Here is a 25295-nt window from a genome sequence, read left to right on the forward strand (position 1 = left end):
GGGCTTTTTTCGTTTCACATCAATATAGTTTACGTTTCGATTTAGAGATCAATAATTGATTTTACAGTTGTTAGGAATAGATTTAATCGACATTAATACCGCCTTAGGGTACTGTTATTATATACAGTGCTTTGTTGATTTATTAAATGGAACACATCTATGGTTATAAACTAAGGGGAATATATAAATGTTACATTCAAAAGCAAGCTGCCTTTGTGGTGCTGTTGAAATTACCGCAAACGAAATTAATCCTAGATTTACTGTCTGCCACTGTGACTCATGCAGGGGATGGGGTGGTGCTCCATTTTTTGCTGTTCAATGTGGAACGAATGTAAGTATTACAGGGTTGGATAAAGTGAAGACGTATAATTCATCATCTTGGGCATCTCGTGGTTTTTGCACTGATTGTGGAACCCATTTATTTTTTAAATTTAATGACAGTGGTGATTACAATATGCCAGTGGGCATATTTAAAGATTTGAATGGATTAGAAATGGATATGCAATACTTTAGTGATCAGCGACCTGACTATTATTGCTTTTCAAACGAAACGAAAGAAATGACCAAAGCTGAAATTATGGCTTATTTTGCAAAACAGATATAACAAGCATGTTTAAAATGACCAATAAAAAGCATCGAGATTAGATTTTTTATTAAAAAAGGCGTCATTACGACGCCTTTCTAATATCTACAGTGGTATACCTAAAAACTAATCCTGACGGTAAGTTGATAAGAAGTTAGCCAGCTTGTTGATCGCAACTGTTAACTCTTCAACTCGCGGTAAAAATACTACGCGGAAGTGATCAGGGCGAGCCCAGTTAAAACCAGTGCCTTGTACAATCAATAGCTTTTCTTGTTGTAACAGATCTAATGCAAATTTCTGATCGTCTTTGATATTGTACATTTCCATATCAATTTTTGGGAACAGATACATTGCACCTTTTGGTTTTACACACGTGATACCCGGAATATCATTTAACATCCTCCAGGCTAAATCACGTTGTTCCAGTAAACGACCGCCTGGTAGAATCAATTCATTAATACTTTGATAACCACCTAGCGCTGTTTGTATCGCATGCTGCATCGGTACGTTTGAACACAGACGCATAGACGCCAACATTTCTAATCCGGCAATATAGTCTTTAGCAAGATGCGTCGCACCACTTAATACTAACCAACCAGAGCGGAAACCGGCAATACGGTACGCTTTAGACAAACCATTGAAGGTAACAATCAGAATATCTTGTGCCAGCGTACACATAGGCACATGCTCAACACCGTCATATAAGATCTTGTCATAGATTTCATCTGCAAAAATAATCAACTTATTCTGACGCGCCACTTCAATCACTTCGAGCAAGAATTCTTTGCTGTATACCGCACCCGTTGGGTTGTTCGGATTGATTAACACAATACCTTTGGTATTTGGTGTGATCTTGGCTTTAATATCATCCAGATCAGGGTACCAATCAGATTCTTCATCACAAATGTAGTGCGTTGCTTTACCACCCGAAAGGGTAATTGCCGCTGTCCACAATGGATAATCCGGTGACGGTACTAACACTTCATCGCCGTTGTTTAGCAATGCCTGCATCGACATCATGATTAATTCTGAAACGCCATTACCAAGATAAATATTGTCAATAGACACATTCAGTAGACCTTTCTGTTGATAATGTTGCATCACTGCTTTACGCGCAGAGTATAACCCTTTTGAGTCACAATAACCTTGGCTCGATGGCAGGTTATGAATAACGTCTTTTACGATTTCCTCTGGGGCTTCAAAACCAAATGGGGCGGGATTCCCGATGTTTAATTTGATTACTCGATGACCTTCTTCTTCTAAGCGATTCGCTTCTTTTAATACTGGTCCACGTATGTCGTAACACACGTTATCTAACTTATGAGATTTTTCTATTGAGTACATCCCGGCTCCAACGCTGTAAATATGTAAATTATTTTTCTTTCTTCAATAAAAGTAACGTATATAAGGCAGTGTTGGAAGTGATATTTGATGTTCAGGTCGATTTATTGTTGCGTCATTGTTAATTGACTCGGTTCGGGTGTAACATTGTCAGCAATAGTTACCAAGTTACGGTGATTTTGTGAGTATATTGTTGTAATACAGCAGTTAAATTCAATGTTAGATAGAAGTAAGGAAAGCGCATGAGTCAGCAGTTAAACCCAGCAAAAATGAGTGGATTAGAGATACTACAAGCAATGGCGGAAGGAATATTCCCACATCCTTCAATTTGCCAAACAATGCCAATGCAATGTGTTGATGTAAGTGAAGGGCAGATTCATTTTAGCGTGCAAGCCGATGATCGCCATTTAAATCCAATGGGCGGTGTACACGGTGGTTTTGCGGCAACGATACTTGATTCGGTAACGGGCTGCGCGACACACTCGACATTGGTTGCTGGTGAGAGTTATGGCACGGTTGATCTGAATGTAAAAATGGTACGTCCAATTCCGAAAAATACAGCATTAAAGGCAAGAGGCAAGGTACTAAACATATCAAAAACCGTGATTATCTCGGAAGGTGATATTTGTGATGCCGATGGTAAGCTTTATGCGCACTGTACCGCAACGTGTGTCATTACTCGCCTAGCTAAATAGGTTTTCTTTATGATAAACACTACATCTGAGATTTGTTTATGATAAATAGTATTTCTGAAATAGCACCGCATACATTTCAATTTAATCCATCGGCCAGTGAAAACGCGGGAAAGATGGTGATAGGGCATCGTGGTGCGTCATCTATAGCCCCAGAAAACACCTTGGCCGCTTTTCAATTAGCAGAGGACAATAACGTTCCTTGGATTGAAGTCGATGCCAATATGCTCGCTGATGGTAGTGTGGTTATTTGTCATGACAAAGCCCTCGACCGCTGTAGTGATCACAGGGGGTTATTATGCGATAAAATCGTCACCGACCTGGATGATATTGACGCGGGTGCATGGTTTGGGCTGGATTTTGTTGGAGAACGCATTCCGACGCTGGTGGATCTAATCTTATTCACTAATGAAACTGGTATGAATCTGAATTTAGAATTGATGTCAGGAGCTGATAAAGCCACGACAGACCGATTGATAGACGGTGTTATTCGTGACATTAACCATCACTGGCAAGGGGGGCAGCAGTTACTTATCTCCAGCTTTAATCATCTATTATTAGCCGAAATAAAACGTCGAGCGCCCGAAATAAGTTTAGCGTGTTTGTTCGACGCGCCATTACCGGATGATTGGCTAACCTCGATGCAATATGTAGGCGCTGAGTTTATTCATCCTAAGGATAGTGGTTTGACCGAACAACAAGTCAACGCTATGACTGTCGCAGGTTACAGTGTGAATGTATGGACGGTTAACTGTTTGGCGCGTGCGAACCAGCTTTATAATTGGGGGGTAACGGGGATTTGCACTGACATTCCTCAACAGTTTCCGCCTTGTTACCGAAATTAATAGCGAGATAACTTCAAGTATATCGGTGAAAATATCATACGGAAAGGACAGCAGAGCATGACGGATAACAATATCGATGCAGTCAGTGAACGCTTAGCCCTGCGTTGGCAATTATTACTGCAAGATAACTTTACGCATTTGACGATGGTACAAATACAGCAAGCTTGGTCGCGTTTGTTACTCCATTACCAAGAAGCGCATCGGTATTATCATGACCTCTCGCATATTGAGGGCTGTTTTACTTGGTTTGATCAAGTGCAAGATCAGCTTGATGATCCATTAGCGGTAGCACTCGCCATTTGGTTCCACGATATTATTTATGATGTGAGACGTGCTGACAACGAGCTCAAAAGTGCACAGTATGCGGTGACAGCACTCACCAACTTTGCGGTATCGATACAGTTAGTACAAAAAGTGTATGAGTTAGTGTTGTTAAGCCAGCACCCAAGTAAGCCAAGTCGTACAATCAAAAGGCAATCAGGAAAATTCTTGTCGAAAGCAACCGATACAGCGCGAACAAGTCTTAATGATCAGGCGTTATTTTTAGATATTGATTTAACTATACTAGGTCAACATAACGCTATTTATGAACACTATGAAAAAGCTATTCGCAGCGAGTACCAACATGTACCATTGTGGTTATATAAACGTGCTCGGAAATGTTTGCTAAAACGGTTTTTACGCCAGCCAATCATTTATTATTCGACTTATTTTAAAGAAAAATTTGAACAGCAAGCCAGAGTGAACATACAATCAGTACTCAGCTCCTAATGGAATACATAAATCATGATTATTAATGGCTCTGTCAGTCAAGATGTTGCAATTGCCGACCGTGGTTTTAACTTTGGAGACGGGCACTTTACCACCATTAAGATAGCTGCAGGGCAAGCCTTACTACTCGATTTACACTTGGCACGTTTACAACAGGCGTGTGCAGTGCTCGCAATCGAGTTTACCGAATGGGATGAGCTGGTCGCTGCTATCACTCAGCAAGCACTGGCATTACAAGGCGGGGTATTAAAAGTCACCATTACCCGAGGCGAGGGGGGTCGTGGTTACGGTACGTTAGATTGCAGTAGCGCAAATTGGTTTTTACAGCATCGATCTATTCCTGCGCAATACAGTGAATGGGCGCGTGTGGGTATTGAATTAATGCTTTGCCAATATCAACAAACGGTGAACCCAGTATTAGCCGGATTGAAGACGTTAAACAGACTTGACCAGGTGATGATTAAGCAAGAACTCGATGCTAATGGCATGGCTGATGGACTGGTTTGCTCGACAGACGGTTATGTTATCGAGACATCTGTAGCCAATGTGTTTTGGGTTATTGGGGATAAAATCTATACACCGAGTACTAAGCGCAGTGGTATTGAAGGTGTGATGAAAACGCACATTTTAAACTTATTGAATAAACTGGGTTTGACACTGAAAACCGGAGATTACACTATTACTGATGTACTGGGTGCCGATGAAGTTTTTATTACCAACTCAGTGATGGAAGTGGTGCCTGTCAACCGTATTTTAAAGCAGGGAGCTCAAGACGATATTCATGTTGTTCGTTATGATCTGGCAGTGAATGATCCATCGGTATGGCGTTTACTACAACAAGAATTACACGCTTAATATGCAATGTAATGTAATGGATAACGTTAGCTCACTCGCGTTATCCATTATGACTAACATAAATGAGGTATTAATAAATACGACGTTTAAGCCCTTTCTTATCTAAGATCTTGGTGGCGATCTCTTCAACCGAAAATGACGTACTGTTAATGTATGGAATTTTTTCGCTACGGTATAAGTATTCCACTTCCGAAATTTCTAATTTGCATTGACGTAGTGACGCATAAGTACTGTTAGCAATACGTTCACTACGAATATCTTGCAGACGCTTCACATCGATGGTTAAGCCAAATATTTTATGTTTATTGCGTTTTAATGCTGGTGGCAGTTTCAAATGGTCCATATCATCGGCAATAAATGGGTAGTTGGCAGTCTTGATACCAAACTGTAATGCCAGATATAAACTGGTTGGTGTTTTGCCACTACGTGATACACCGACTAAGATTAAATCTGCATCATCGTAATCTTTACAGGTAATGCCATCATCGTTGGCGAGGGCATAATTGACCGCTTCAATACGGGCATCATAAGTGTCATTTTTAAGGCTATGTGTACGGTGTGATTTTGGTTCTGCCTTGATATTTAATTGCTCAGAAAGCGGCGCCACAAATGTGCTTAGAAAGTCGTGAGAATGGCCTTCATTTGATTCGATAATTGTCCTTATTTCAGATGAAACTATCGAATGAAACACGAGTGGCTTCTGTCCTGTTTTAGCAACATGTTCATTAATTTTTTGAGTAACATATTTTGCTTTTTCTTCGGTTTCGATAAAGGGATAAGTATGCTGATCAAATTCGATCGGAAATTGGCTTAGAAGCGCGTGACCAAAGACTTCAGCGGTGATCGCCGTGCCATCAGAGACATAAAAAACAGTTTGCATTAACTTTATCCTTTTCATAAACAGATGAAATTTTCTAAGTTAGTATCTTACATTGAAATTAATAGCTGTGTATGATTAAAAACACTAAGGAAAGCAAGATGATTATTTTGCATTGATAATATGTGAGCAATATCGAATATCGTTCACAATTAAAATCATTTTTGAGATAGATTTAATACTGGAGAACTGCCGTGATAGAGTACGTAATTGGGTACGAAAAACTTGGAATGAACGACGTAGAACGAGTTGGCGGCAAAAACGCATCTCTAGGTGAGATGATCAGTAACTTAGCTGGCGCAGGCGTGCAAGTTCCTGGTGGTTACGCGACTACCGCTGATGCGTTTAATCAGTTTTTAGAGCAAAGTGGTGTAAATGATAAAATTTATGCACTACTTGACGATCTCAACGTTGATGACATTGCAGCGCTAACTAAAGCGGGTGCTACCATTCGTCAGTGGATCATTGACACACCTTTCCAACCTGAATTAGAAACCGCTATTGCTGAAAGCTATGAAGTACTAGCTGGTGAAGCAGGCGAGCAAGCATCATTTGCAGTACGTTCTTCGGCAACAGCTGAAGATATGCCTGATGCATCATTTGCTGGTCAGCAAGAAACATTCTTAAACGTACGTGGTTATGACAACATCATTGTTGCAATTAAACACGTATTTGCATCACTCTTTAATGACCGTGCTATCTCTTATCGCGTACATTCTGGTTATGACCACCGTGGCGTGGCATTATCTGCGGGTATTCAACGCATGGTGCGTAGTGATGAAGCATCATCTGGTGTGATGTTCTCTATTGATACAGAGTCTGGTTTTGAAGATGTAGTATTTATTACTTCTTCATACGGTCTTGGTGAAATGGTTGTACAGGGGGCTGTTAACCCTGATGAATTTTATGTTCATAAACCAACACTTGCTAAAGGCAACCCTGCGGTTGTACGTCGTAACATCGGTAGCAAACAGATCCAAATGATCTATTCTGCTGACGAAGGGCATGGCAAACAAGTTCAAATTGTGGATGTCGAAGCAAGCAAGTCACGTCAATTTTCTATTACTGATGAAGAAGTAATGGAACTGGCGAAACAAGCTGTGATCATCGAAAAACATTACGGGCATGCGATGGATATCGAATGGGCTAAAGATGCGATTGATGGAAAAATTTATATCGTTCAAGCACGTCCAGAAACCGTACGTAGCCGTGAAGATAAGCAAGTTATGGTACGTTTCCACTTAGACGCTAAATCAGCGGTGGTTACAGAAGGCCGTGCGATTGGCGGTAAGATTGGCGCGGGTCCTGCTAAAGTTATTTCATCAATTGATCAAATGGATGAAGTACAAGAAGGTGACGTATTAGTAACAGACATGACAGACCCAGATTGGGAACCTATCATGAAACGTGCTTCTGCAATCGTAACAAACCGTGGTGGGCGTACTTGTCACGCTGCAATTATTGCACGTGAAATGGGTATCCCTGCTGTTGTTGGTTGTGGTAACGCGACAGACCTTATCGTCAATGGTCAAGAGCTAACAGTATCTTGTGCTGAAGGCGACACAGGTTTTATCTACGAAGGTATCTTACCTTTCCGTGAAACGGCTTCAGAAATTGCTAACTTACCGGAAATTCCAGTAAAAGTAATGATGAATGTGGGTAACCCTGATCGTGCATTTGATTTTGCTGTATTACCAAACGAAGGTGTTGGTCTAGCACGTCTTGAGTTCATCATTAACCGTATGATCGGTATTCACCCGAAAGCGCTGCTTAACTTTGATAAGCAATCGCCAGAGCTGCAAGCTGAAATCAATGAAATGATCGCGGGTTATGCATCACCAGTTGAATTCTACATTGCTAAGCTGCAAGAAGGTATTTCAACCTTGGCTGCGGCTTTCTACCCGAAAAAAGTAATTGTGCGTATGTCTGACTTTAAGTCAAACGAATACGCTAACTTGGTCGGTGGTGAGAGTTACGAGCCTGAAGAAGAAAACCCAATGTTAGGTTTCCGTGGTGCATCACGTTATATATCTGAAGATTTCCGTGATTGTTTCGCACTAGAAACAGAAGCGATTAAACGCGTTCGTAATGACATGGGACTAACCAATGTTGAAATCATGATCCCATTCGTGCGTACATTAAGCGAAGCTGCATCAGTTATCGATTTATTAGCTGAACACGGTCTGAAACGTGGTGAGAACGGTTTACGCGTTATCATGATGTGCGAGCTGCCTTCAAATGCATTACTGGCTGATAAGTTCCTACAGTACTTCGACGGTTTCTCGATTGGTTCAAACGATTTAACACAGCTAACACTGGGTCTGGATCGTGATTCAGGTATTATCTCTCATTTGTTTGATGAACGTAATGAAGCGGTGAAAGTACTGTTATCAATGGCAATTAAAGCGGCTAAGAAAGCAGGTAAATACGTTGGTATTTGTGGTCAAGGTCCATCGGATCATGACGACTTCGCTGCTTGGTTAGTTGAACAAGGTATTGACAGCGTATCGTTAAACCCTGATACAGTATTAAGTACTTGGTTATACCTAGCGGATAAACACGCTAAATAAATTAAGCGTGTTTAAACCTGTTTAGTTTAATATAGATAAAAGCCCCAAATTAGTGTTAATTAGCACTGGTTTGGGGTTTTTTTATTGGTTATGCCGCGTACTTATTTATGCCTGTCGATGTGTGCAGTTGATATTCGACATTGTTAAGTTGATTGTCAAAATGGACTAAAATCATATCGATGGACTCTGTAGCAATATTAAAAAAACGGTCCGCTTTTATTGTTGGTCGACTAATCATAATTTCACTATCAATCACTTTGAGCAAATGAGATATTTTTAATAAGTAGTCTGGATTGTTTTGAATATTGATACTTTGTTCTAACGACTGGCAAAGATAGTTAAGTCGAATACGCTCTGCGCGTGTACAGACTTTGGCTGCCGCAATTCCTGTGCCTAGCGCGCGTATTTGTGCAATGCTTTCTGCAGTAAACAGTAACTCTTGCCATAAGAATTGGATTGATTCGCTATTCTCATTATTGAGTTGATGTAGCTTATTATCAAACGCAATATCGTTGATAAGATAGAGTAAATTTAATACTAACTTGTTGTGTTGCTCGAGATTATTCCTAATATTTAAGTTGAAGTAATCGATGGATAAACGTTGCCAATGGTCAGTCATGGCTTGCCAGCGTTCATTTTCTAATAAATCAGGGTACATATCGATGATTTCTATATTTAATTGATTTATCTGTTCTGTTACCGCGTCTAAACGCGCCTTTAGATCTACTTCGCCGTGTAAAATTCCATTTGATAGCCCACGATGTTGCTGCATACGTGTTAATAATTTACGTATGATATTGAGCTTAATTAAACCATCGAGCTGTAACTGCCGGCGGTTATGCTGTTGTTGCTGCATTTGCAGTAAGAGGAAGCATAAGCTAATCAAGGTGCAAAGAATGAGTGCTCCGCTGAGCAGGGCGGTTAATAGTGAGTTCATATTACATACCTTTATATCCATCTAGGGTCGTATATACTTAAGCAAGTATAGTACCAGCGTATAAGTAGGGAAATCGGCCTATATAGCGGTAATCATGCACCGAAATTGTGAAAATATGACTTTAATTCCCTAAAATGGTGAGAGTTTATAAGGGAGATTAATTTAGGTTTTTTCTATGGGGGGCTTAAAATGCAAAACGCCCGATGTGCTACACTGGGCGTTTTAAGTGATATTTGAGTCAATATCTTTTGAGGCTTGTCGTACTGTTGATTTTAGTTTTCGCGTAGCACTCTAAAACCAACATAATTAGCACGAAAATTGGGTTTTAGTTCTAAGCGAGTATCAACCAGAGCAAGTTTTGGAGTGAAGTTCCAAGCGCCGCCTCTTGCCACTAAATTATTTCCACCGGTTAGTTCCCAAACGTTACCTACTGTATCATATAGGCCAAATTTGTTGGCTTTAAATGATTGTACTGGCGCGGTGCCTATATTTGACCATTGGCTGCCACAATAAGCACAATTGGCTTTTGAGTTGCCCACATCGTTACCCCACCAGTAGTTGTAGCTACTGCCTGCACGTGCCACATATTCCCATTCGCTATTATTAGGTAAACGGTATTTTTGGCCTGTTGCTTTTGATAACCAAGTTAAGTAAGCGTTAGTATCGGCTGAATTGATACAGACAACAGGATGCTCATCGGTCTGTTTGAAACCAGGTTGACGCCAGTTTAAGTCGGCATTATATGTTTCTTTACCGTCAAGGTACTCCATGCAACCATTACCTGATTCTGCCGCGGTAGTATAGTTACTGGCATTAACAAAACGCTTGAAATCAGCGACAGTGATAGGGTTTTGACCTACTGAGAAAGCCTTGATAATTTGCTTTTTGACTTGTTCAATGCCGCTATCTGCTGATGCTGTTAATTGGCCTGCTGGCACAGCGATTAATTCTGGACCGCGTTCACCTGAGGCCAAAAAGTCTTGTACAGCCTGACCATTTTTCAATGACACGGAGGCTTTAATTAGTTCAGCTCTTACCATCAGGTTGTTTTTTAGTTTAACATTTTGTTCAAAATCCACGTAGTTCGGTTTTTTTACGACGATATGGTGGGGGCCTGGTGATAACATCACTGAAAGTTTGGTCGAACCATAGCTAACGCCATCAATGAATACTTCATCATCATATTGGTTAGAACGGATGGTGAGTTCATATAACGCACCTTTATTATCGCTGTTATCCGCTTTTGCGGTTGCTTGTTCTATTTTCGGTGATCGTTCTGCGCAGTAACGAGTCGAGATATTTAACAGCTTACACGCCTCATTCTTTGGTAAAACGCCTTGCATTTTCACCTGTATGGTTGAGCTATAAGTACCTTGACCACTGAATTCACTGGTTAAAACTTTGTGACCTAATAATTTAACATGCGCCTTAGAGTTCGTCTTATGTTTACTGACTAGTTTAGCTTCTGTTACTGAATTAAATAGCGTATTTAAATACGTTTTTGAGGCTTTTTGCTTACCCAATAGATTACTACGAGTGATACATTTTGAGAATGAAGTTTGCAGATCACAACTAACGCTTTGGTTAATATCGAGTGAGTGAGCTTGTTGCATCTCATTTTTCAGGCGGTTTATACGTGAAATTTTTATCTCTTCACTGATTGTTTCACGTTGATTTAGTAGTCTAACACGCTCAATATTTTTCTCTGAAACTTGTTTATTGAGTTGCGCTAGGGTAGCAACAGAATCTTTAATAAATTGTTTATTTTTTTGCTGCTGCTGAATTGCATAGCGGTAGTCATTCTGTGACGTGGTGATGTCTTGCATTGGATTATCAATCATCAATGCATACTGCGCATTCATTTGCGTCAAGGCTTTTGCTGTTTGTCCAACAAGTGCTTTTCTTTGCGTTCTTGCTTGTGCTAATTTGGTATTCTCGATAGCTATACTGTCATTGATCACAGCGAGTGATGTGATAAATGTGTCATATTCAGATTGAATACTTTTAAGCTCTGTTTGTAAATTGCCTACAGTGTTATTTTGTTGGCTTGTTTCAGTGGATTGAGCTGTATTCATAATCAAAATACAACTCGCTGCAAGGGCTCTTAAAGCAACACGCATTTTTAATATTTCCTATTGATGTTGTCTGAGATGACAATGAAAAGAACCCTCATCTACGCCCAGAACTGACTAACGTATAAGTTATGTAGTAAATGTTACGTATATTATTTCTTAAGGCGTTAAACCGCAAGTCAAACAATAGTTTGATTTTAATATTATGTTACGTAAATCATATATTACGATTAAAATAGTGGGTTTTAGGTTAATGCTTATACGTTATTAGAGAGATAAATTTAGCCTTTATCTATGGGAAGGGAGTTAATTCACTCATGTTACAATGTATTTAGTTGAAATTGTCACAAGGGAATAGATGATGGAACCCGTATTAAGTCATCAGGGAAATTAAGTTAATTCTTATCTGCAGGGGTCTTAGAATACAAAACGCCCGATGCACTACACCGGGCGTTTTAAGTTATGTCTGAGTCAATATCTTTTGAGGCTTGTCGTACTGCTAATGTTCGTTTTCACGTAGCGCTCTAAAGCCAACATAATTAGCGCGAAAATTGGGTCTTAGTTCTAAGCGAACATCAACCTGAGCAAGTTTTGGTGTGAAGTTCCAAGCGCCGCCTCTTGCCACTAAACTATCTCCACTGGTTCGTTCCCAAACGTTACCTACGGTATCATATAGGCCAAATTTGTTGGCTTTAAATGATCGTACTGGCGCGGTACTTTTATTTGACCATTGACTGCCACAATAAGCGCAATTGGCTTTTGAGTTTCCTGCATTATTGCCCCACCAGTAGTTGTCGTTACTGCCTGCTCGCGCTACATATTCCCATTCACCGTTATTCGGTAAGCGGTATTTTTGACCTGTTGCTTTTGATAACCAAGCTAAGTATGCATTGGTGTCTGTAGAGCTAATACAGACAACTGGATGCTCGTCAGTCTGCGAAAAACCTGGTTGGCGCCAGTTTAAATTGGCATTATATGTTTCTTTTCCGTTAACATATTCGACACAACCACTACCTGACTCTGCGGTTGTAATATAGTTGCTGGCGTTAACAAAACGTTTAAAATCAGCGACAGTGATCGGATTCTTACCGACTGAGAAGGCTTTGATAGGTTGGTGATTTGTTTTATCTACAGATGTTGTTAATTTGCCAGCTGGCACCGAAATTAATTCTGGCCCACGTTCACCAGAAGCTAATAAGTCTTGTACTGCTTGACCATTTTTTAGTAAAACTGTGGCTTTCACTAACTTAGCTCTTAACATCATGTTGTTTTTTAATTTAACCTGTTGTTCAAAATCGATGTAGTTCGATTTTTTTATTATGACATGGTGGGCACCTGGTGGCAGCATTACTGAAAGCTTACTAGAACCATAGCTCACGCCATCAATGAATACTTCATCATCATATTTGTTAGAGCGAATAGTGAGTTGATACAACGCGTCTTTATTATCTTTAAGCTTCTTTTTTATGTCGGGTAGTACTATTTGCGATGCTTGAGCTGCACAATAGCGAATTGAAATGTTTAATAGTTTGCAGGCTTCATTTTTTGGTAATACTCCTTGTACTGTTACCCGTATGGTTGAGTTATAAGTACCTTGCCCGCTGAATTCGCTCGTTAATATTTTATGACTTATCAGTTTTACATGAGCGCTAGAGTTAGCTTTATATTGATTGACTAGTTTGGACTCTGTTACTGAGTTAAAAATTGTATTTAAATACGTCTTTGAAATCTCTTGCTTACTCAATCGGTTACTACGATCAATACATTTCGTGAATGAAGTTTCTAGATCACAGTTAACACTTTGGCTAATGTTCTGTGATTGAGTTTCTTGTATCTCATTTTTCAAACGATTAATACGTGCAATGTTTATCTCTTCGCTGATTGTTTCACGTTGATTTAGTAGCCGCATGCGTTCAATATTCTTTTCGGATAATTGTTTGCTGAGTTGCGCTAGGGTTGTAACTGAATCTTTAATTAATAGATTATATTTTTCCTGTTGCTGAATTGCGGCGCGATAGTTTTTTTGTGATGCAGTGATATCTTGTAGTGGGTTATCAATCATTAATTGATATTGGGCATTCATTTGGGCTAAGGCTTTTTCCGTGTTCCGAGAAAGCATTTTTTTTTGCATTCTTATGTTTGTTAATTTGCTTTTCTCTATAGCTATATCGTCATTCACCACAGCGAGTAATTCGTTGAATACGTCATATTCAGACTGAACACTTTTAAGTGCTATCTGTAGATTGACTACTGTATTGTTTTGTTGTTCTTTTTCAGTTGCTTGGGTTGCATTACTAATTAGAATACAACTCACAGCAAGGGCTCTTAAAGCAACACGCATTTTGAATATTTCCTAATAATTTTGTCTGAGATGTCAATGAAGTAACCCCTATTGAAGCTCAGATTTGATCAACGTATAAGTTATGTCGTAAATGTCGTTTATGGCATTTTTCAAGGTTTAAACCACAAGCTAAACAATAGTTGATGTTACTATTATGTTATATAAAACGTATATTGGCATTAAAATCGTTAATTTTAGGTGAATACCTTGCCTAATGGACTGTCGTTATAAGAGAGGTAAATTTAGCCTTTATCTATAGGGAGAGTAATTAATTCACTCATGTTACACTGTATTTAGTTGAAAATTGTCACAAGGGAATGGATGATGATCCCCGTATTAAGTTATCAGGATGCAGTAAAATCAGAATATCTCGCTTTTTTGGCAGCGTTAGCGCAAAGTAAATTTAGTGGTGATATCGAAAGGTCGTATGCAAGCCGATTGGCAGTTGCGACAGACAACAGTATTTATCAGTTATTGCCACAAGCCGTAATATTACCTCGTAATCATCAAGATTTAGTTACCATGACGACGTTGTCATTACAGGCCGAATTCAAAACGATTACCTTTTCTCCACGCGGTGGAGGTACAGGTACAAATGGTCAGTCACTCACTGACGGTATTATTGTTGATATGTCTCGACATATGAATAATATTATTGATATCAATGTTGAAGAGGGTTGGGTACAAGTTCAAACTGGTGTTGTTAAAGATCAACTGAACGAATTTCTTAAGCCCTATGGTTTCTTTTTCTCTCCTGATTTATCAACCAGTAATCGCGCGACTATTGGTGGCATGATTAATACGGATGCTTCTGGCCAAGGGTCATTAAAATACGGAAAAACCAGTGACCATGTACTGTCTGTTTCGGCTGTATTAATGGATGGCACCGAATTGGTGACGACAAGCTTGTCTGCTGAACAAGTGCAGGACCAAGCTCAGAATAATAATTATTTTGGTAAGGTTTGCCACCAAGTTATTGATACGATTACGCATAAGCAGCAAAAAATTGCAGACACCTTTCCACCATTAAACCGTTTTCTTACTGGCTATGATTTAGTCCATCTTTATGATAAAAGCACGGATGAATTTGATTTAGGGCGGATCTTGTGTGGCTCTGAAGGATCACTTGCATTTATTAGCGAAGCGAAACTTAATTTAACACCCATTCCAAAATATCGCTGTTTGGTCAATGTAAAATATGACAGCTTTGACTCTGCCCTACGTAATGCACCATTTTTAATTAAAGCCAATGCATTGTCGGTAGAAACTGTTGATTCGGTTGTATTAAATTTAGCCAAGCAAGACATCGTTTGGCATTCAGTCAAATCACTGATCACTGATATACCCAATAAAGATATGCAGGGTATTAACTTTGTAGAGTTTGCCGAAGATGATGGTGATATCCAGCAACAAAAAATAGACTATTTAACGGCTGAACTTGACCGTCTGATGGCTGCGGGCGAAGCGGGTGTTATTGGTTATCAAGTCTGTGATCAGTTAAGCGATGTATTGAAAATATACGGCATGCGTAAAAAAGCGGTTGGTTTGCTCGGGGCAACAAAAGGTCAAGCTAAACCGCTCGCGTTTGCTGAAGATACCGCCGTGCCACCTGAAAATCTTGCAGACTATATTGTTGAGTTCAGAGCCTTATTAGATAGCTATAACCTTCATTACGGTATGTTTGGGCATGTTGATGCGGGCGTTCTACATGTACGTCCAGCACTCGATATGCTTGATCCTCAGCAAGAAGTTACCCTACGTGAAATATCAGATAAAGTAGTGGCTCTAACTGCGAAATATAGAGGGCTGATGTGGGGTGAACATGGCAGAGGTTTTCGTTCTGAGTACGGCCCAGAATTCTTCGGTGATGAATTGTTTACTGAATTACGTAAGATTAAAGCCGCGTTCGACCCTGATAATCGTTTAAATCCAGGTAAAATATGTACGCCAATTAATAGCGATGCAAAGCTTGTTTCTGTTGATGCGAAAAAGCGCGGTGCTTTTGATCGTCAAATACCCATTTCAATCCGTGAAAGTTTCACAAAGTCCATTGATTGTAACGGTAATGGTTTATGTTTTAACTATGATACCAAAAGTCCTATGTGTCCTTCCTTTAAGCATACTGGCGATCGTCGTCATTCGCCAAAAGGCCGTGCTGGTTTAATGCGCGAATGGTTACGTCAATTGTCTTGTCATGAGATGAATGAGCAAAAGCTAGGTCAGCAATTAGCGGTACAGAAAAATGGTGTTGCGACGTTTACTATGCGTTTAAAAAACAGCTGGAACAAAGCGCGTGGTCGTTATGATTTTTCACATGAAGTCATGGACGCGATGCAAGGTTGCTTGGCATGTAAAGCATGTACAGTTCAATGTCCTGTAAAAGTGGATGTACCTGAATTTAGGTCGCGATTTATAGATCAATACCACAGCCGCTATATGCGTCCTGTTAAAGATTTTGCAGTTGGATATTCAGAAAGCTACACCCCAATGATGGCTAAGATGCCGAACTTCTTTAATTTTTGGTTAGGGCAAGATTGGGTGCAAAGCGCAGTAAAACATACAATCGGCATGGTTGATATTCCGTTATTAAGTACACCAACCTTATCGGAGTCATTACGTGGACATTATGCGCAAAGTTTTGACTTGGTATTTTTACAGCGATTAAGCGCGGAAGATAAAGCGCAGCATGTCTTAATTGTACAAGACCCGTTTACCAGTTTTTATGAAGCTGAATTAGTGGCATCACTGGTGAACCTGGTTGAAAAGCTGGGCTTGAAACCAGTAATATTACCGTTCAAACCAAATGGTAAACCGCAACATGTGAAAGGCTTCTTGGCTAAATTTGCTAAAACAGCACAAACGGCCGCTGACTTTTTAAATTCGCTACACGCCTTAGGTATCCCAATGGTCGGTGTAGAGCCTGCATTGGTGCTTTGTTATCGGGATGAATACAAACAAGCACTGGCTGATAAACGCGGAGACTTCTCTGTTCAGCTTATTCAAGAGTGGTTATTAAACGATAAGGTGCAAACTAATTTGAGTAAGTTAGTTAAGCGTAATGATGCTCAGCCTTATTATCTATTCGCCCACTGTACTGAAAAAACCAATAAGCCAACGGCTGAACAAGAGTGGCAACGTGTATTTAATGGTTTTGGTTTAGCATTAGAGACTGTTGCGACTGGTTGCTGTGGCATGGCTGGAAGTTATGGGCATGATGCTAAGAACGTAGCCGCATCAAAATCCATTTACACCCACAGTTGGAAACATGCCTTGGCACAACGAGATCCTTCGCGTTGCTTAGCGACGGGGTACTCTTGTCGAAGCCAGGTTAAACGGATTGATGAAGTACGGCTGAACCATCCTGTTAAAGCGTTATTAGGTGCTTTAAATTAGTCATGACTAAGTATGAGTGGTATTAGTTGTTAATAATATGCTGCTCATACCTTCTCCACCTTTAGTATTTAGCTAAGTGCCATTTTATAACGCATTGTCGCATTTCTCTTTTTTTTGACACATATCTTGATATTGGCAGCGTATGCTGTTGTTGCAATTCAAGTCTGTCTCGAACAAAAGGAAGATGTTCATGCCTATTACATTACCAATCAAACGACAATTTAAATTATCGCTAAAACTCTCTGGTGTTTTATTGGCGACAAGTATGTTTTCTGGCTGTGCATCTATGGCCGATTTTACCAATAGTGCCGATAGTTTTGTTATGTCAGAAGCGGCGCTCGAAGAAATGAATGCGGTAAATGCTGCGATGAATGCAGTAGAGGTTTTATATCAACGTGGTGATAAACAAGATCTTGCTTATTACTCACCAACTAATTTTAAAACCGCGGTTAAAAAACGTGAAAAATTATTGAAAATGTATGAAAACTATACGCCTAATAACGGTGGTTGGTTTTCTAATTCGGGCAGTGAAGATATTGAAACTGAATCGGCGCTATTTGTTCTGAGTATGAATAAAGCATTTCAGGCTAAACTTATCACTGCACCATTGCTATCGACGATCCGTGACCATGATGAATTTATTCATAATGTTGATATGAATGGCTTTGGTGCACGTCTTAGAAAATTACAAGGCTTGACTATTCAGTTTGCGAGCCTCATTGAAAATCGAGGTTCTGGGTTAGGTTTAGAGCATCAAAAAACTAAGTTAGAGCGTGATTATAAGGCGCTCGAAATTGATATAATAAAACGTAAAATATTACGTTTACCAACGTCTGAATTTAATTTACTCGATCAGGAAATAATTCCAGAAAGCTATAATCGAGCACTGAATAGCTTATATAGTTTAGAGCGGTTAATTGAAACCGATCCACGTGATAATACCGCCATTCAACAAAAATTAACGGCGAGTCACAATAAAATAAAGCAAGCAGACAGTATTGCGAAAGAAGTGATTTGGGTTAAGTCGAGAATTGAAACATCGGCTGAACGGGTCGTGATAAATTACCGTGACCACTTAAGCTCGTTAAATAGCTATTTAGGCACGGAAAACTTAACCTCATTGGATTTTCAATCACAGGTGAGTGGTATAAAAGATGCGGTTGCATCGAAACTATCACAGCGAGACAAAGAAAAGGTACGCAATGACCTACATTTACGCAATCAACTTGCAGAGTTAGGTCGTTTGTTAACGGGACAGGATATGAGTAAATACAGTATTTCTCAGCAAGTGGATAACCTTATTTTTGCTGCTCGAACATTAGTTGATGGGAGTGTTGATACACCGTTAGCACAACGTTAATCGTGTCGTTATACCCATGTTATTTCAAGATGGGCACGAGAGTATGTATTATCCGCTCATCTTGAGATTGTATTTATGCTGATGTTACACTTAAAATTGTTGTCAGTGTGTGGCTGGCTCCTGGCGTCACGGTTACCGCATTCTTACCTATAATTGCGGGTTCTAAACAAAACATAGTTTGATAACCGTCATCAGGCATATCCACAAATGCTTTTGCACCCGCTTCCCAAGGGTTCCAAACAACCATTGCATTGTTACCTTCGCTCTTGATCTTGATCTGATGTTGATGCTGTTTATCATTTAGTTTAATGATTGCGCTTGGGTTTTTACAAACGATATCAATATGGCCATCCAATGTGCGAGTCGTTTTAGCATCATTATCTAGCCCATCAACGGAGACTGCATCAGGTTGTGATATTTGGAAATAACTGTGTAATGCACCACCATAATCAAAACTGTCATTACCCGTGTTATGGGTGGTGAGGTTTATCGTTAATGTATCGCTGATAATAAACTCAGCAATAAGGTTAAAGCTATGTGGCCATAATCGTTTGCTTTCAGGACTTTCTGTTAGTTGTAAACGGATATGGCAGGCATCATCATTGCTTTGGCTCTCAAGTAATTGCCAATGATTATTTCGAGCAAAACCGTGGGAGGGGAAATCTTGTGTTTGTGCAAGAGGCTGTACTGTCGGGCTGTCCTTTGCTGGACCAAACCAAGGCCAGCAAATAGGCACACCACCTCGAATGGCTTTTACACCATTAAAAATAGCATTATCACTCATCCAAATTACAGGGGCAGAATTGGTCGGTGTGAAGCTAAGTAGATGCGCACCAAACAAACTGATATGTGCAGCCGCTTTTGGATGTGCAACATGAAGATATTTAAGACCGTTACTTGTGACTAACTGAATGTGCTCAGTTAACTTAATTTGATCCGTGATTGTATTGCGATATGACATAAAGTCCCCAACATAGAAAAGGCGACCTATTGGCCGCCTTTACATTATAATTCAATTAACTTTGAATTATTAATCAAGTTTGATTATTTAGCGCTCATAAGTAGAATAGCGTTATCTAACATACGGTTAGAGAAGCCCCATTCATTGTCGTACCAAGACATAACTTTAACAAGTTTACCTTGAACTTTAGTTTGAGTCGCATCAAAGTTAGATGTGTGTGCATCGTGGTTGAAGTCACTAGAAACTAGCGGCTCTAAGTTAACAGCTAGTGCGCGTGCTAGGATTGGATCCGCAGCTACTGCATCTGTGATAAGTTGGTTGATTTCTTCTGGTGTAGTATCACGGCCAGCTTCAAATGTAAGGTCAACTAGAGAAACGTTGATTGTTGGTACACGTACCGCCATACCTTGGAATTTGCCTTGTAGTTCAGGAACTACTAGGCCAACAGCAGCAGCAGCGCCAGTACCAGTTGGGATCATGTTTTGTGCAGCAGCACGAGCACGGTATAGATCTGTGTGATATACATCAGATAGACGTTGATCATTTGTGTAAGCATGAATAGTTGTCATCATACCGCTAACGATACCAACGCTATCATTTAAGATTTTAGCAATTGGCGCTAGGCAGTTAGTTGTACATGAAGCGTTTGAAACAACTGTCATGTCAGCTGTTAATTCGTCTTGGTTAACACCATAAACGATTGTTGCGTCAACATTTTTACCAGGAGCAGAGATTAGTACTTTTTTAGCACCACCATCTAAGTGAGCTTGACAAGCTTCTTTACTTGTGAAGATACCTGTACATTCAAGTACTACATCAACGCCTAATTCACCCCAAGGTAGATCTTTTGGGTTACGCTCTGAGAACGTTAGAACACGATCGCCGTTGATGATTAGTGCTTCAGCATCAAAATCAACAGTACCAGGGAAACGACCATGTGCAGTATCATATTTAGTTAGGTGAGCATTGATTTTTGAATCACCTAGGTCGTTGATTGCAACGATTTCTAGATCTTGCTCTTTACCACCTTCGTAGAATGCACGAAGTACGTTTCTGCCGATTCGACCATAACCATTGATTGCTACTTTAATTGTCATAACTTGTATCCATTAAATTAAATGTAAGTTTGAATTAATAATCTTGCTTGGTTGTAAATTTACAAGATTTTGATAGAAAGACAAGAATAAATACCAAAATGTATGCGTTGAATCACAAAATGTTGCAAATTTACGAAAATTAACTGTTTTATGTCAATTACGCATGTATTTTTGTACTATTTATTACAATAGATAAATAACCTAGATCACAAATTGATATCATAGACCGCTATATTGGCATCGGTATTTCCCTGAAATATTTTTTGGTTTCATTTGTAACTGACGAAATCCTGACTAAGTGTCTTATTTGTATCATTTTTAAATCGACAGATAAAATTAAGGTGCATGTGTTTGAATAATACAAATATTCACTTTAGTGGAGTATAGACAAGCGTAGATAAAAACCAATTAACTGAATTATTGTTATACGGAGTATTCTCGCATCTTAATAGTGATAGCGTATAATGGTGCTAGGTTTACTATTTAAGGTGTCAAATGACAGCACAACACATTCTGCAATTAGGCCAAATGATTGGTCTTAGCTGTACCGAATTAAACGCCGATGGCGAAGAACAAGCGTTACCTGCAAGGTTAATTACTCAAGCACTGGCTGATTTTGGTTTTACAGACGAATTAGACGTAAAGCTAGAAGAAGAAATTAAGCAGTTTTGGCTACATGCATTACCACCAGTGATAATAGCGGATGAATCGGCGATGATTCAATTTGATCTGCATCTGCCTATTGAGTTTGTGACCGAGGATTTGATCTGGGAAATAAGAGCAAATCGAGCTGTCATTGAGACCGGTGAATTTACACCAATTGAATGGTCATTAAATGGTATTTATCATTTGCATGATATGGAGATGCAGAGCTACCAAATTAGTCTCGAGCAGCCACTTGCTGTTGGTGTTTATCAATTGGTTATTCTTGACCAAGGCAGTGAAGAACCGTTAGGTGAGACTTGGGTATTTAATCCACCTGCCACGTTAGCATCGCTTAATGTCGCTGTAGCGGAGCCGACAACTGTGACTGCGCTACCAATAACGGATACATTACTGAGTCAACTGTACGCACGCGCGCAGTCTAACTTGTCTGCTTTCGTTACTGATAACTCAGACGTTGAACAGTCCCTACAAGCGCAATTACAACGTCATTTTAATGTTGAGAAAGAACAAGACGAATTTGCAACGACACTAAAAATCATGAGCGAAACAGCCGCTCTGTATCAAACTTATTTAGCACAATATTTAGCGGCTTATGTTAATGATGGTATGACCGCGCCTCGACAAGAAACACAAACGGTTGAATGGCAAGATGCTAATCGTGATAGCTATGATTTTTACTTATGGTTATTAGTATCTGTAAATGACGAGAAGAACAGCGTCTCGCTATTACGCGATGTTGATTTTGCGAGTGATAGCGCGAACTCAGGTACATTTACGGCTTGGTTATTGGCGGATTATGAACTAGCGCATTGCCAATTAGACAATGCATTGGTCAGTGGTGTTGTAAAAGGTATTAACAGTTATCAACTTCGCCAAGATAACTATGCGGCGTTTCGTGCGCTTATTGATTTCACGACGGTCCAGTCAACAGGATTAGTTATTAATCAGCCATTATCGATTATGCAGCAATGGTTAACGATTGGTGACGCTGGCATATGGCAGAATCATGAGTTTAATGAATTACTGAGTATTATCTTATTAAGCTGCGAACGTCATGCTTGTGCTTGTTATTATCAAGTGGATAATGAGTTACCTGACGAATTAACTGCTTATTTAGAAGGACGTGGAATTCAACCTGTATCGCTATAATAGGTTAACCTTTATTACTGTACGTAACGGGTTTTAATCGCGGTATTAAACTGACTGATGAGAGTATGTATTGATAGCTCTCGTCAGTAAACTCTTGATCTTCTATTTGTTCTGCAATCCTTGTTGCCAATACTTCTAAACGTGTCTTTTTAATTTGCGATATTTTGTTATGTGTGAATAGCGTTAGATTTATATTTTCAACCTCTAAAATAATAGCCACATGTGACCATAAATATGCGAGGTCATAATTTCTTTGATGCATATAAGCGGTGATTAACCCATATATAAGCTTTGTTGTCATCTCGTGATCATCGCCGAGTAGACGGATACCTTTCAATAAATTAACAGTTGCTTTGTCGGTATTGTTGTCATAAATATTAGCAATGGCGAAATACAATACTGGATCATCAAAGCTTTGTTTTTTAGATAAAGCGATAAAGCGTCGTTTTGCCGCTTCATTATTATGAGTGACCCAGTGGTAATTGAGGATATACGGGTTATTACTCTTAAGTGTCTTTTTTTCTAATGCCAGTAATTCATCATAAGTACTTAACATCGCCGAAACACGTAGGGTTTTTAATTCTGGGTGCGTTCTTGGCTCGATTAGTGCCGCAATTTTTATACACTCTTGATAAGTATTGAGGGATGTTAATAATGAATACTGTGTTTGTTCTGTCTCACTCTGCTTTAGGTGAAAACGGGCAGTGATAAGACTATCTCTTTCTCTTTGACACCATTGGTCTGAATTTAGATCTTGACAGAGTGCATTATCATTTTCGCATATAGTCACTACATCGCTCGGCTCGCCACAGGCTGCCAATAAACTAGCAATAGCAATAACTGGAATTAAACGACCAATAGAGAATAAACGATACATAAAAATAAGATTAAAACGAGTGATTTTGGAACACTACCACAGATTGAGTAATTGTGTCTAACTCCGTTTTTAAATTGCTGAAGGGATTAAAGCTATCGATGTTTGTGCTGAATTACTGAGTTATCACCTCGGTCATAAAGTGAGCAAGCGGAAAAAGTAAAGCCGTTACTATTTCATTGTTAAATTTTTGTGTTTTGAATGAAAGTAAGAAAGTAAAAAAAGACCTAATTCACATGATTAATTGGTAAATTAGTGGTTATTTTTGTATGATTACCTTATCTAATTGATTAAAAACCAGCCGTTGGTTAACTGGCTGTTGTTTTAATGTTTCTTACATGTAGTTGTGATTAAAAGGGAAAAAAGATGCCATCTGAAAGTCATTTGTTGAACTGGCAAGAGAGCCAAGAACTCGCAGAATCTATGCTACCGTTGTTAGGAAAGCTGTATCGTAATAAAGGCGTTGAAGTATTAATTTACGGTCGTCCATTACAAAATGCCACAGCAATTGATCTCCAAAAAGCACACCGTGTGGTTAAACGTCATGAAGGACGTATATTACGCTTCACTGAAACTTTCCCATTACTGCAAATGATCAGTGAATTACCAATTAGCAATTCTCAAATTGATATCGGTCGTTTGGCTGTTCGCTATTGGGCTGATAATGAAGATTCTACTGGTATCGACGCATTCTTACGTGCTGAATTAGCACCTGCATTAAATAACGATACTCAGCCTGAACCTCGTGATGTTGTTCTATATGGTTTTGGCCGTATTGGTCGTTTACTTGCGCGTTTACTTGTTGATAAAACAGGTGAGAGCAATCTATTACGTTTACGTGCAATAGTTGTACGTGGTGGTCCTGGCGATATTGAGAAGCGTGCTTCTTTATTACGTCGTGATTCAGTACATGGTCCCTTCAATGGTACGATTGATATTGATGAAGAAAACAATGCAATCATTGCTAACGGTACTTACATCAAGATCCTTTATTCAAATGGTCCTGATCAAATCGATTACGCTGCGCACGGTATTAAGAATGCACTTGTAGTAGATAATACGGGTATCTGGCGTGATACAGATGGTTTAGGTCTGCACTTAAAAGCGCCGGGTACAGAAAAAGTCCTGCTAACAGCTCCTGGTAAAGGTGAGATTAAAAATATCGTTTATGGTGTTAACCATACTGATATCTTACCTGAAGATAACATTGTATCAGCGGCAAGTTGTACAACGAATGCAATCACACCAGTACTGAAAACGATTCAAGATGCATACGGTATTGCTAATGGTCACGTTGAAACGGTGCATTCATATACTAATGATCAAAACTTGATTGATAACTTCCACAAAGGCGACCGTCGTGGCCGTGGCGCTGCAATGAACATGGTATTAACGTCAACGGGAGCTGCATCTGCAGTAGCAAAAGCACTACCTGAGTTAAAAGGTAAGCTGACTGGTAACGCTATTCGTGTACCAACGCCGAATGTATCAATGGCAATCATTAACTTAAACCTTGATAAAGAAGTTGAAAGAGAATCTTTGAACAGCTACTTACAAGAAATGTCTTTAAGTTCGCCATTACACAATCAAATTGATTTCAGTACGTCTAAAGAATTAGTATCAACAGATATGGTTGGTAGCCGTTTCTCTGGTATCGTTGATTCATTAGCTACTATTGCCGAAGGTAACCGCGCAGTATTATACGTTTGGTATGATAATGAGTTTGGTTATAGCTGCCAGGTTTTACGCGTAATGCAAAAAATGGCTGGTATCGATATGCACGAATTTGCATAAGCAAACAGTGTATTAGAGTTATCTATATAAGATAGTTGTATGAAGGAAGCCAATTGGCTTCCTTTTTTGTTTATAGCAAACTCTGTTCGATTATGTGAATCGAGTTATCCCCAACGC

18 protein-coding genes are annotated in these 25295 nt (G+C 39.5%); 10 read left to right on the forward strand and 8 right to left on the reverse strand.

All coding sequences use genetic code 11. From position 1 onward, the window contains the following. The first annotated feature begins 187 nt into the window (after positions 1-187). On the forward strand, positions 188-604 hold the full coding sequence (locus HWV02_RS04960) for a GFA family protein (RefSeq protein WP_211674354.1): 417 nt from the start codon (positions 188-190) through the stop codon (positions 602-604). Between the two features lie 105 nt (positions 605-709). On the opposite strand, the gene HWV02_RS04965 is transcribed toward HWV02_RS04960, so the two are convergent. Then, on the reverse strand, positions 710-1927 hold the full coding sequence (locus HWV02_RS04965; RefSeq protein ID WP_211689849.1) for a pyridoxal phosphate-dependent aminotransferase: 1218 nt from the start codon (positions 1925-1927) through the stop codon (positions 710-712). A 239-nt stretch (positions 1928-2166) separates the two neighbouring features. On the opposite strand from HWV02_RS04965, the gene HWV02_RS04970 reads away from it, so the two are divergent. The 4 genes from HWV02_RS04970 to pabC are packed head-to-tail and all read left to right on the forward strand — an operon-like array spanning position 2167 to position 5087. Further along, positions 2167-2619, forward strand: a complete 453-nt coding sequence (locus HWV02_RS04970) for a PaaI family thioesterase (protein WP_211674356.1) — start codon at positions 2167-2169, stop codon at positions 2617-2619. Positions 2620-2657: 38 nt separating this feature from the next. Further along, a complete protein-coding gene (locus tag HWV02_RS04975) occupies positions 2658-3461 on the forward strand; it encodes a glycerophosphoryl diester phosphodiesterase (RefSeq protein ID WP_211678780.1) in 804 nt (267 codons plus the stop codon). Between the two features lie 57 nt (positions 3462-3518). Continuing rightward, the gene (locus HWV02_RS04980; protein WP_211678781.1) at positions 3519-4232 is read left to right on the forward strand and encodes a hypothetical protein; all 714 of its coding nucleotides are present in this window, start codon (positions 3519-3521) and stop codon (positions 4230-4232) included. A gap of 15 nt (positions 4233-4247) precedes the next feature. Beyond that, the gene (gene pabC / locus HWV02_RS04985; RefSeq protein WP_211678782.1) at positions 4248-5087 is read left to right on the forward strand and encodes an aminodeoxychorismate lyase; all 840 of its coding nucleotides are present in this window, start codon (positions 4248-4250) and stop codon (positions 5085-5087) included. 70 nt (positions 5088-5157) lie between these two features. On the opposite strand, the gene HWV02_RS04990 is transcribed toward pabC, so the two are convergent. After that, on the reverse strand, positions 5158-5967 hold the full coding sequence (locus HWV02_RS04990; RefSeq protein ID WP_211674361.1) for a pyruvate, water dikinase regulatory protein: 810 nt from the start codon (positions 5965-5967) through the stop codon (positions 5158-5160). Between the two features lie 191 nt (positions 5968-6158). Between HWV02_RS04990 and ppsA the strand changes: the two genes are divergently transcribed. Then, positions 6159-8534, forward strand: a complete 2376-nt coding sequence (gene ppsA, locus HWV02_RS04995) for a phosphoenolpyruvate synthase (protein WP_211689850.1) — start codon at positions 6159-6161, stop codon at positions 8532-8534. 88 nt (positions 8535-8622) lie between these two features. Here the strand turns inward: ppsA and HWV02_RS05000 are convergent, their stop codons facing one another. The 3 genes from HWV02_RS05000 to HWV02_RS05010 form a co-directional block, all read right to left on the reverse strand. Continuing rightward, the gene (locus HWV02_RS05000) at positions 8623-9471 is read right to left on the reverse strand and encodes a hypothetical protein (RefSeq protein WP_211678784.1); all 849 of its coding nucleotides are present in this window, start codon (positions 9469-9471) and stop codon (positions 8623-8625) included. A 272-nt stretch (positions 9472-9743) separates the two neighbouring features. Continuing rightward, a complete protein-coding gene (locus HWV02_RS05005; RefSeq protein ID WP_211678785.1) occupies positions 9744-11591 on the reverse strand; it encodes an SUMF1/EgtB/PvdO family nonheme iron enzyme in 1848 nt (615 codons plus the stop codon). Between the two features lie 451 nt (positions 11592-12042). Then, a complete protein-coding gene (locus HWV02_RS05010; protein ID WP_211689851.1) occupies positions 12043-13884 on the reverse strand; it encodes an SUMF1/EgtB/PvdO family nonheme iron enzyme in 1842 nt (613 codons plus the stop codon). A 324-nt stretch (positions 13885-14208) separates the two neighbouring features. On the opposite strand from HWV02_RS05010, the gene HWV02_RS05015 reads away from it, so the two are divergent. Together HWV02_RS05015 and HWV02_RS05020 are read left to right on the forward strand one after the other, a co-directional pair. Further along, positions 14209-17277, forward strand: a complete 3069-nt coding sequence (locus tag HWV02_RS05015) for an FAD-binding and (Fe-S)-binding domain-containing protein (RefSeq protein WP_211690530.1) — start codon at positions 14209-14211, stop codon at positions 17275-17277. Positions 17278-17467: 190 nt separating this feature from the next. After that, entirely contained in the window at positions 17468-18637 is a 1170-nt protein-coding gene (locus HWV02_RS05020) for a hypothetical protein (protein WP_255550598.1), read from the forward strand. A 73-nt stretch (positions 18638-18710) separates the two neighbouring features. Here HWV02_RS05020 and HWV02_RS05025 read toward each other — a convergent pair whose 3' ends face one another. Together HWV02_RS05025 and gap are read right to left on the reverse strand one after the other, a co-directional pair. Next, complete coding sequence (locus tag HWV02_RS05025) at positions 18711-19598, reverse strand: D-hexose-6-phosphate mutarotase (protein ID WP_211689853.1); 888 nt, start codon at positions 19596-19598, stop codon at positions 18711-18713. An 83-nt stretch (positions 19599-19681) separates the two neighbouring features. Next, positions 19682-20695, reverse strand: a complete 1014-nt coding sequence (gap, locus tag HWV02_RS05030) for a type I glyceraldehyde-3-phosphate dehydrogenase (RefSeq protein WP_211678789.1) — start codon at positions 20693-20695, stop codon at positions 19682-19684. 495 nt (positions 20696-21190) lie between these two features. Between gap and HWV02_RS05035 the strand changes: the two genes are divergently transcribed. After that, positions 21191-22510 carry a hypothetical protein gene (locus HWV02_RS05035; RefSeq protein ID WP_211689854.1) on the forward strand — a complete coding sequence of 440 codons (1320 nt, stop codon included), beginning with the start codon at positions 21191-21193 and terminating at the stop codon, positions 22508-22510. Between the two features lie 4 nt (positions 22511-22514). Here HWV02_RS05035 and HWV02_RS05040 read toward each other — a convergent pair whose 3' ends face one another. Next, positions 22515-23387 (reverse strand): DUF2989 domain-containing protein, encoded by an 873-nt coding sequence (locus HWV02_RS05040; protein WP_211674379.1) that lies wholly within the window; start codon positions 23385-23387, stop codon positions 22515-22517. Positions 23388-23750: 363 nt separating this feature from the next. Here HWV02_RS05040 and HWV02_RS05045 point away from each other — a divergent pair, with 363 nt between their 5' ends. Then, complete coding sequence (locus HWV02_RS05045) at positions 23751-25178, forward strand: glyceraldehyde-3-phosphate dehydrogenase (protein WP_211678792.1); 1428 nt, start codon at positions 23751-23753, stop codon at positions 25176-25178. Positions 25179-25295: the final 117 nt, after the last annotated feature.

This window comes from Moritella sp. 28, from assembly GCF_018219435.1.
GTDB lineage: Bacteria > Pseudomonadota > Gammaproteobacteria > Enterobacterales > Moritellaceae > Moritella.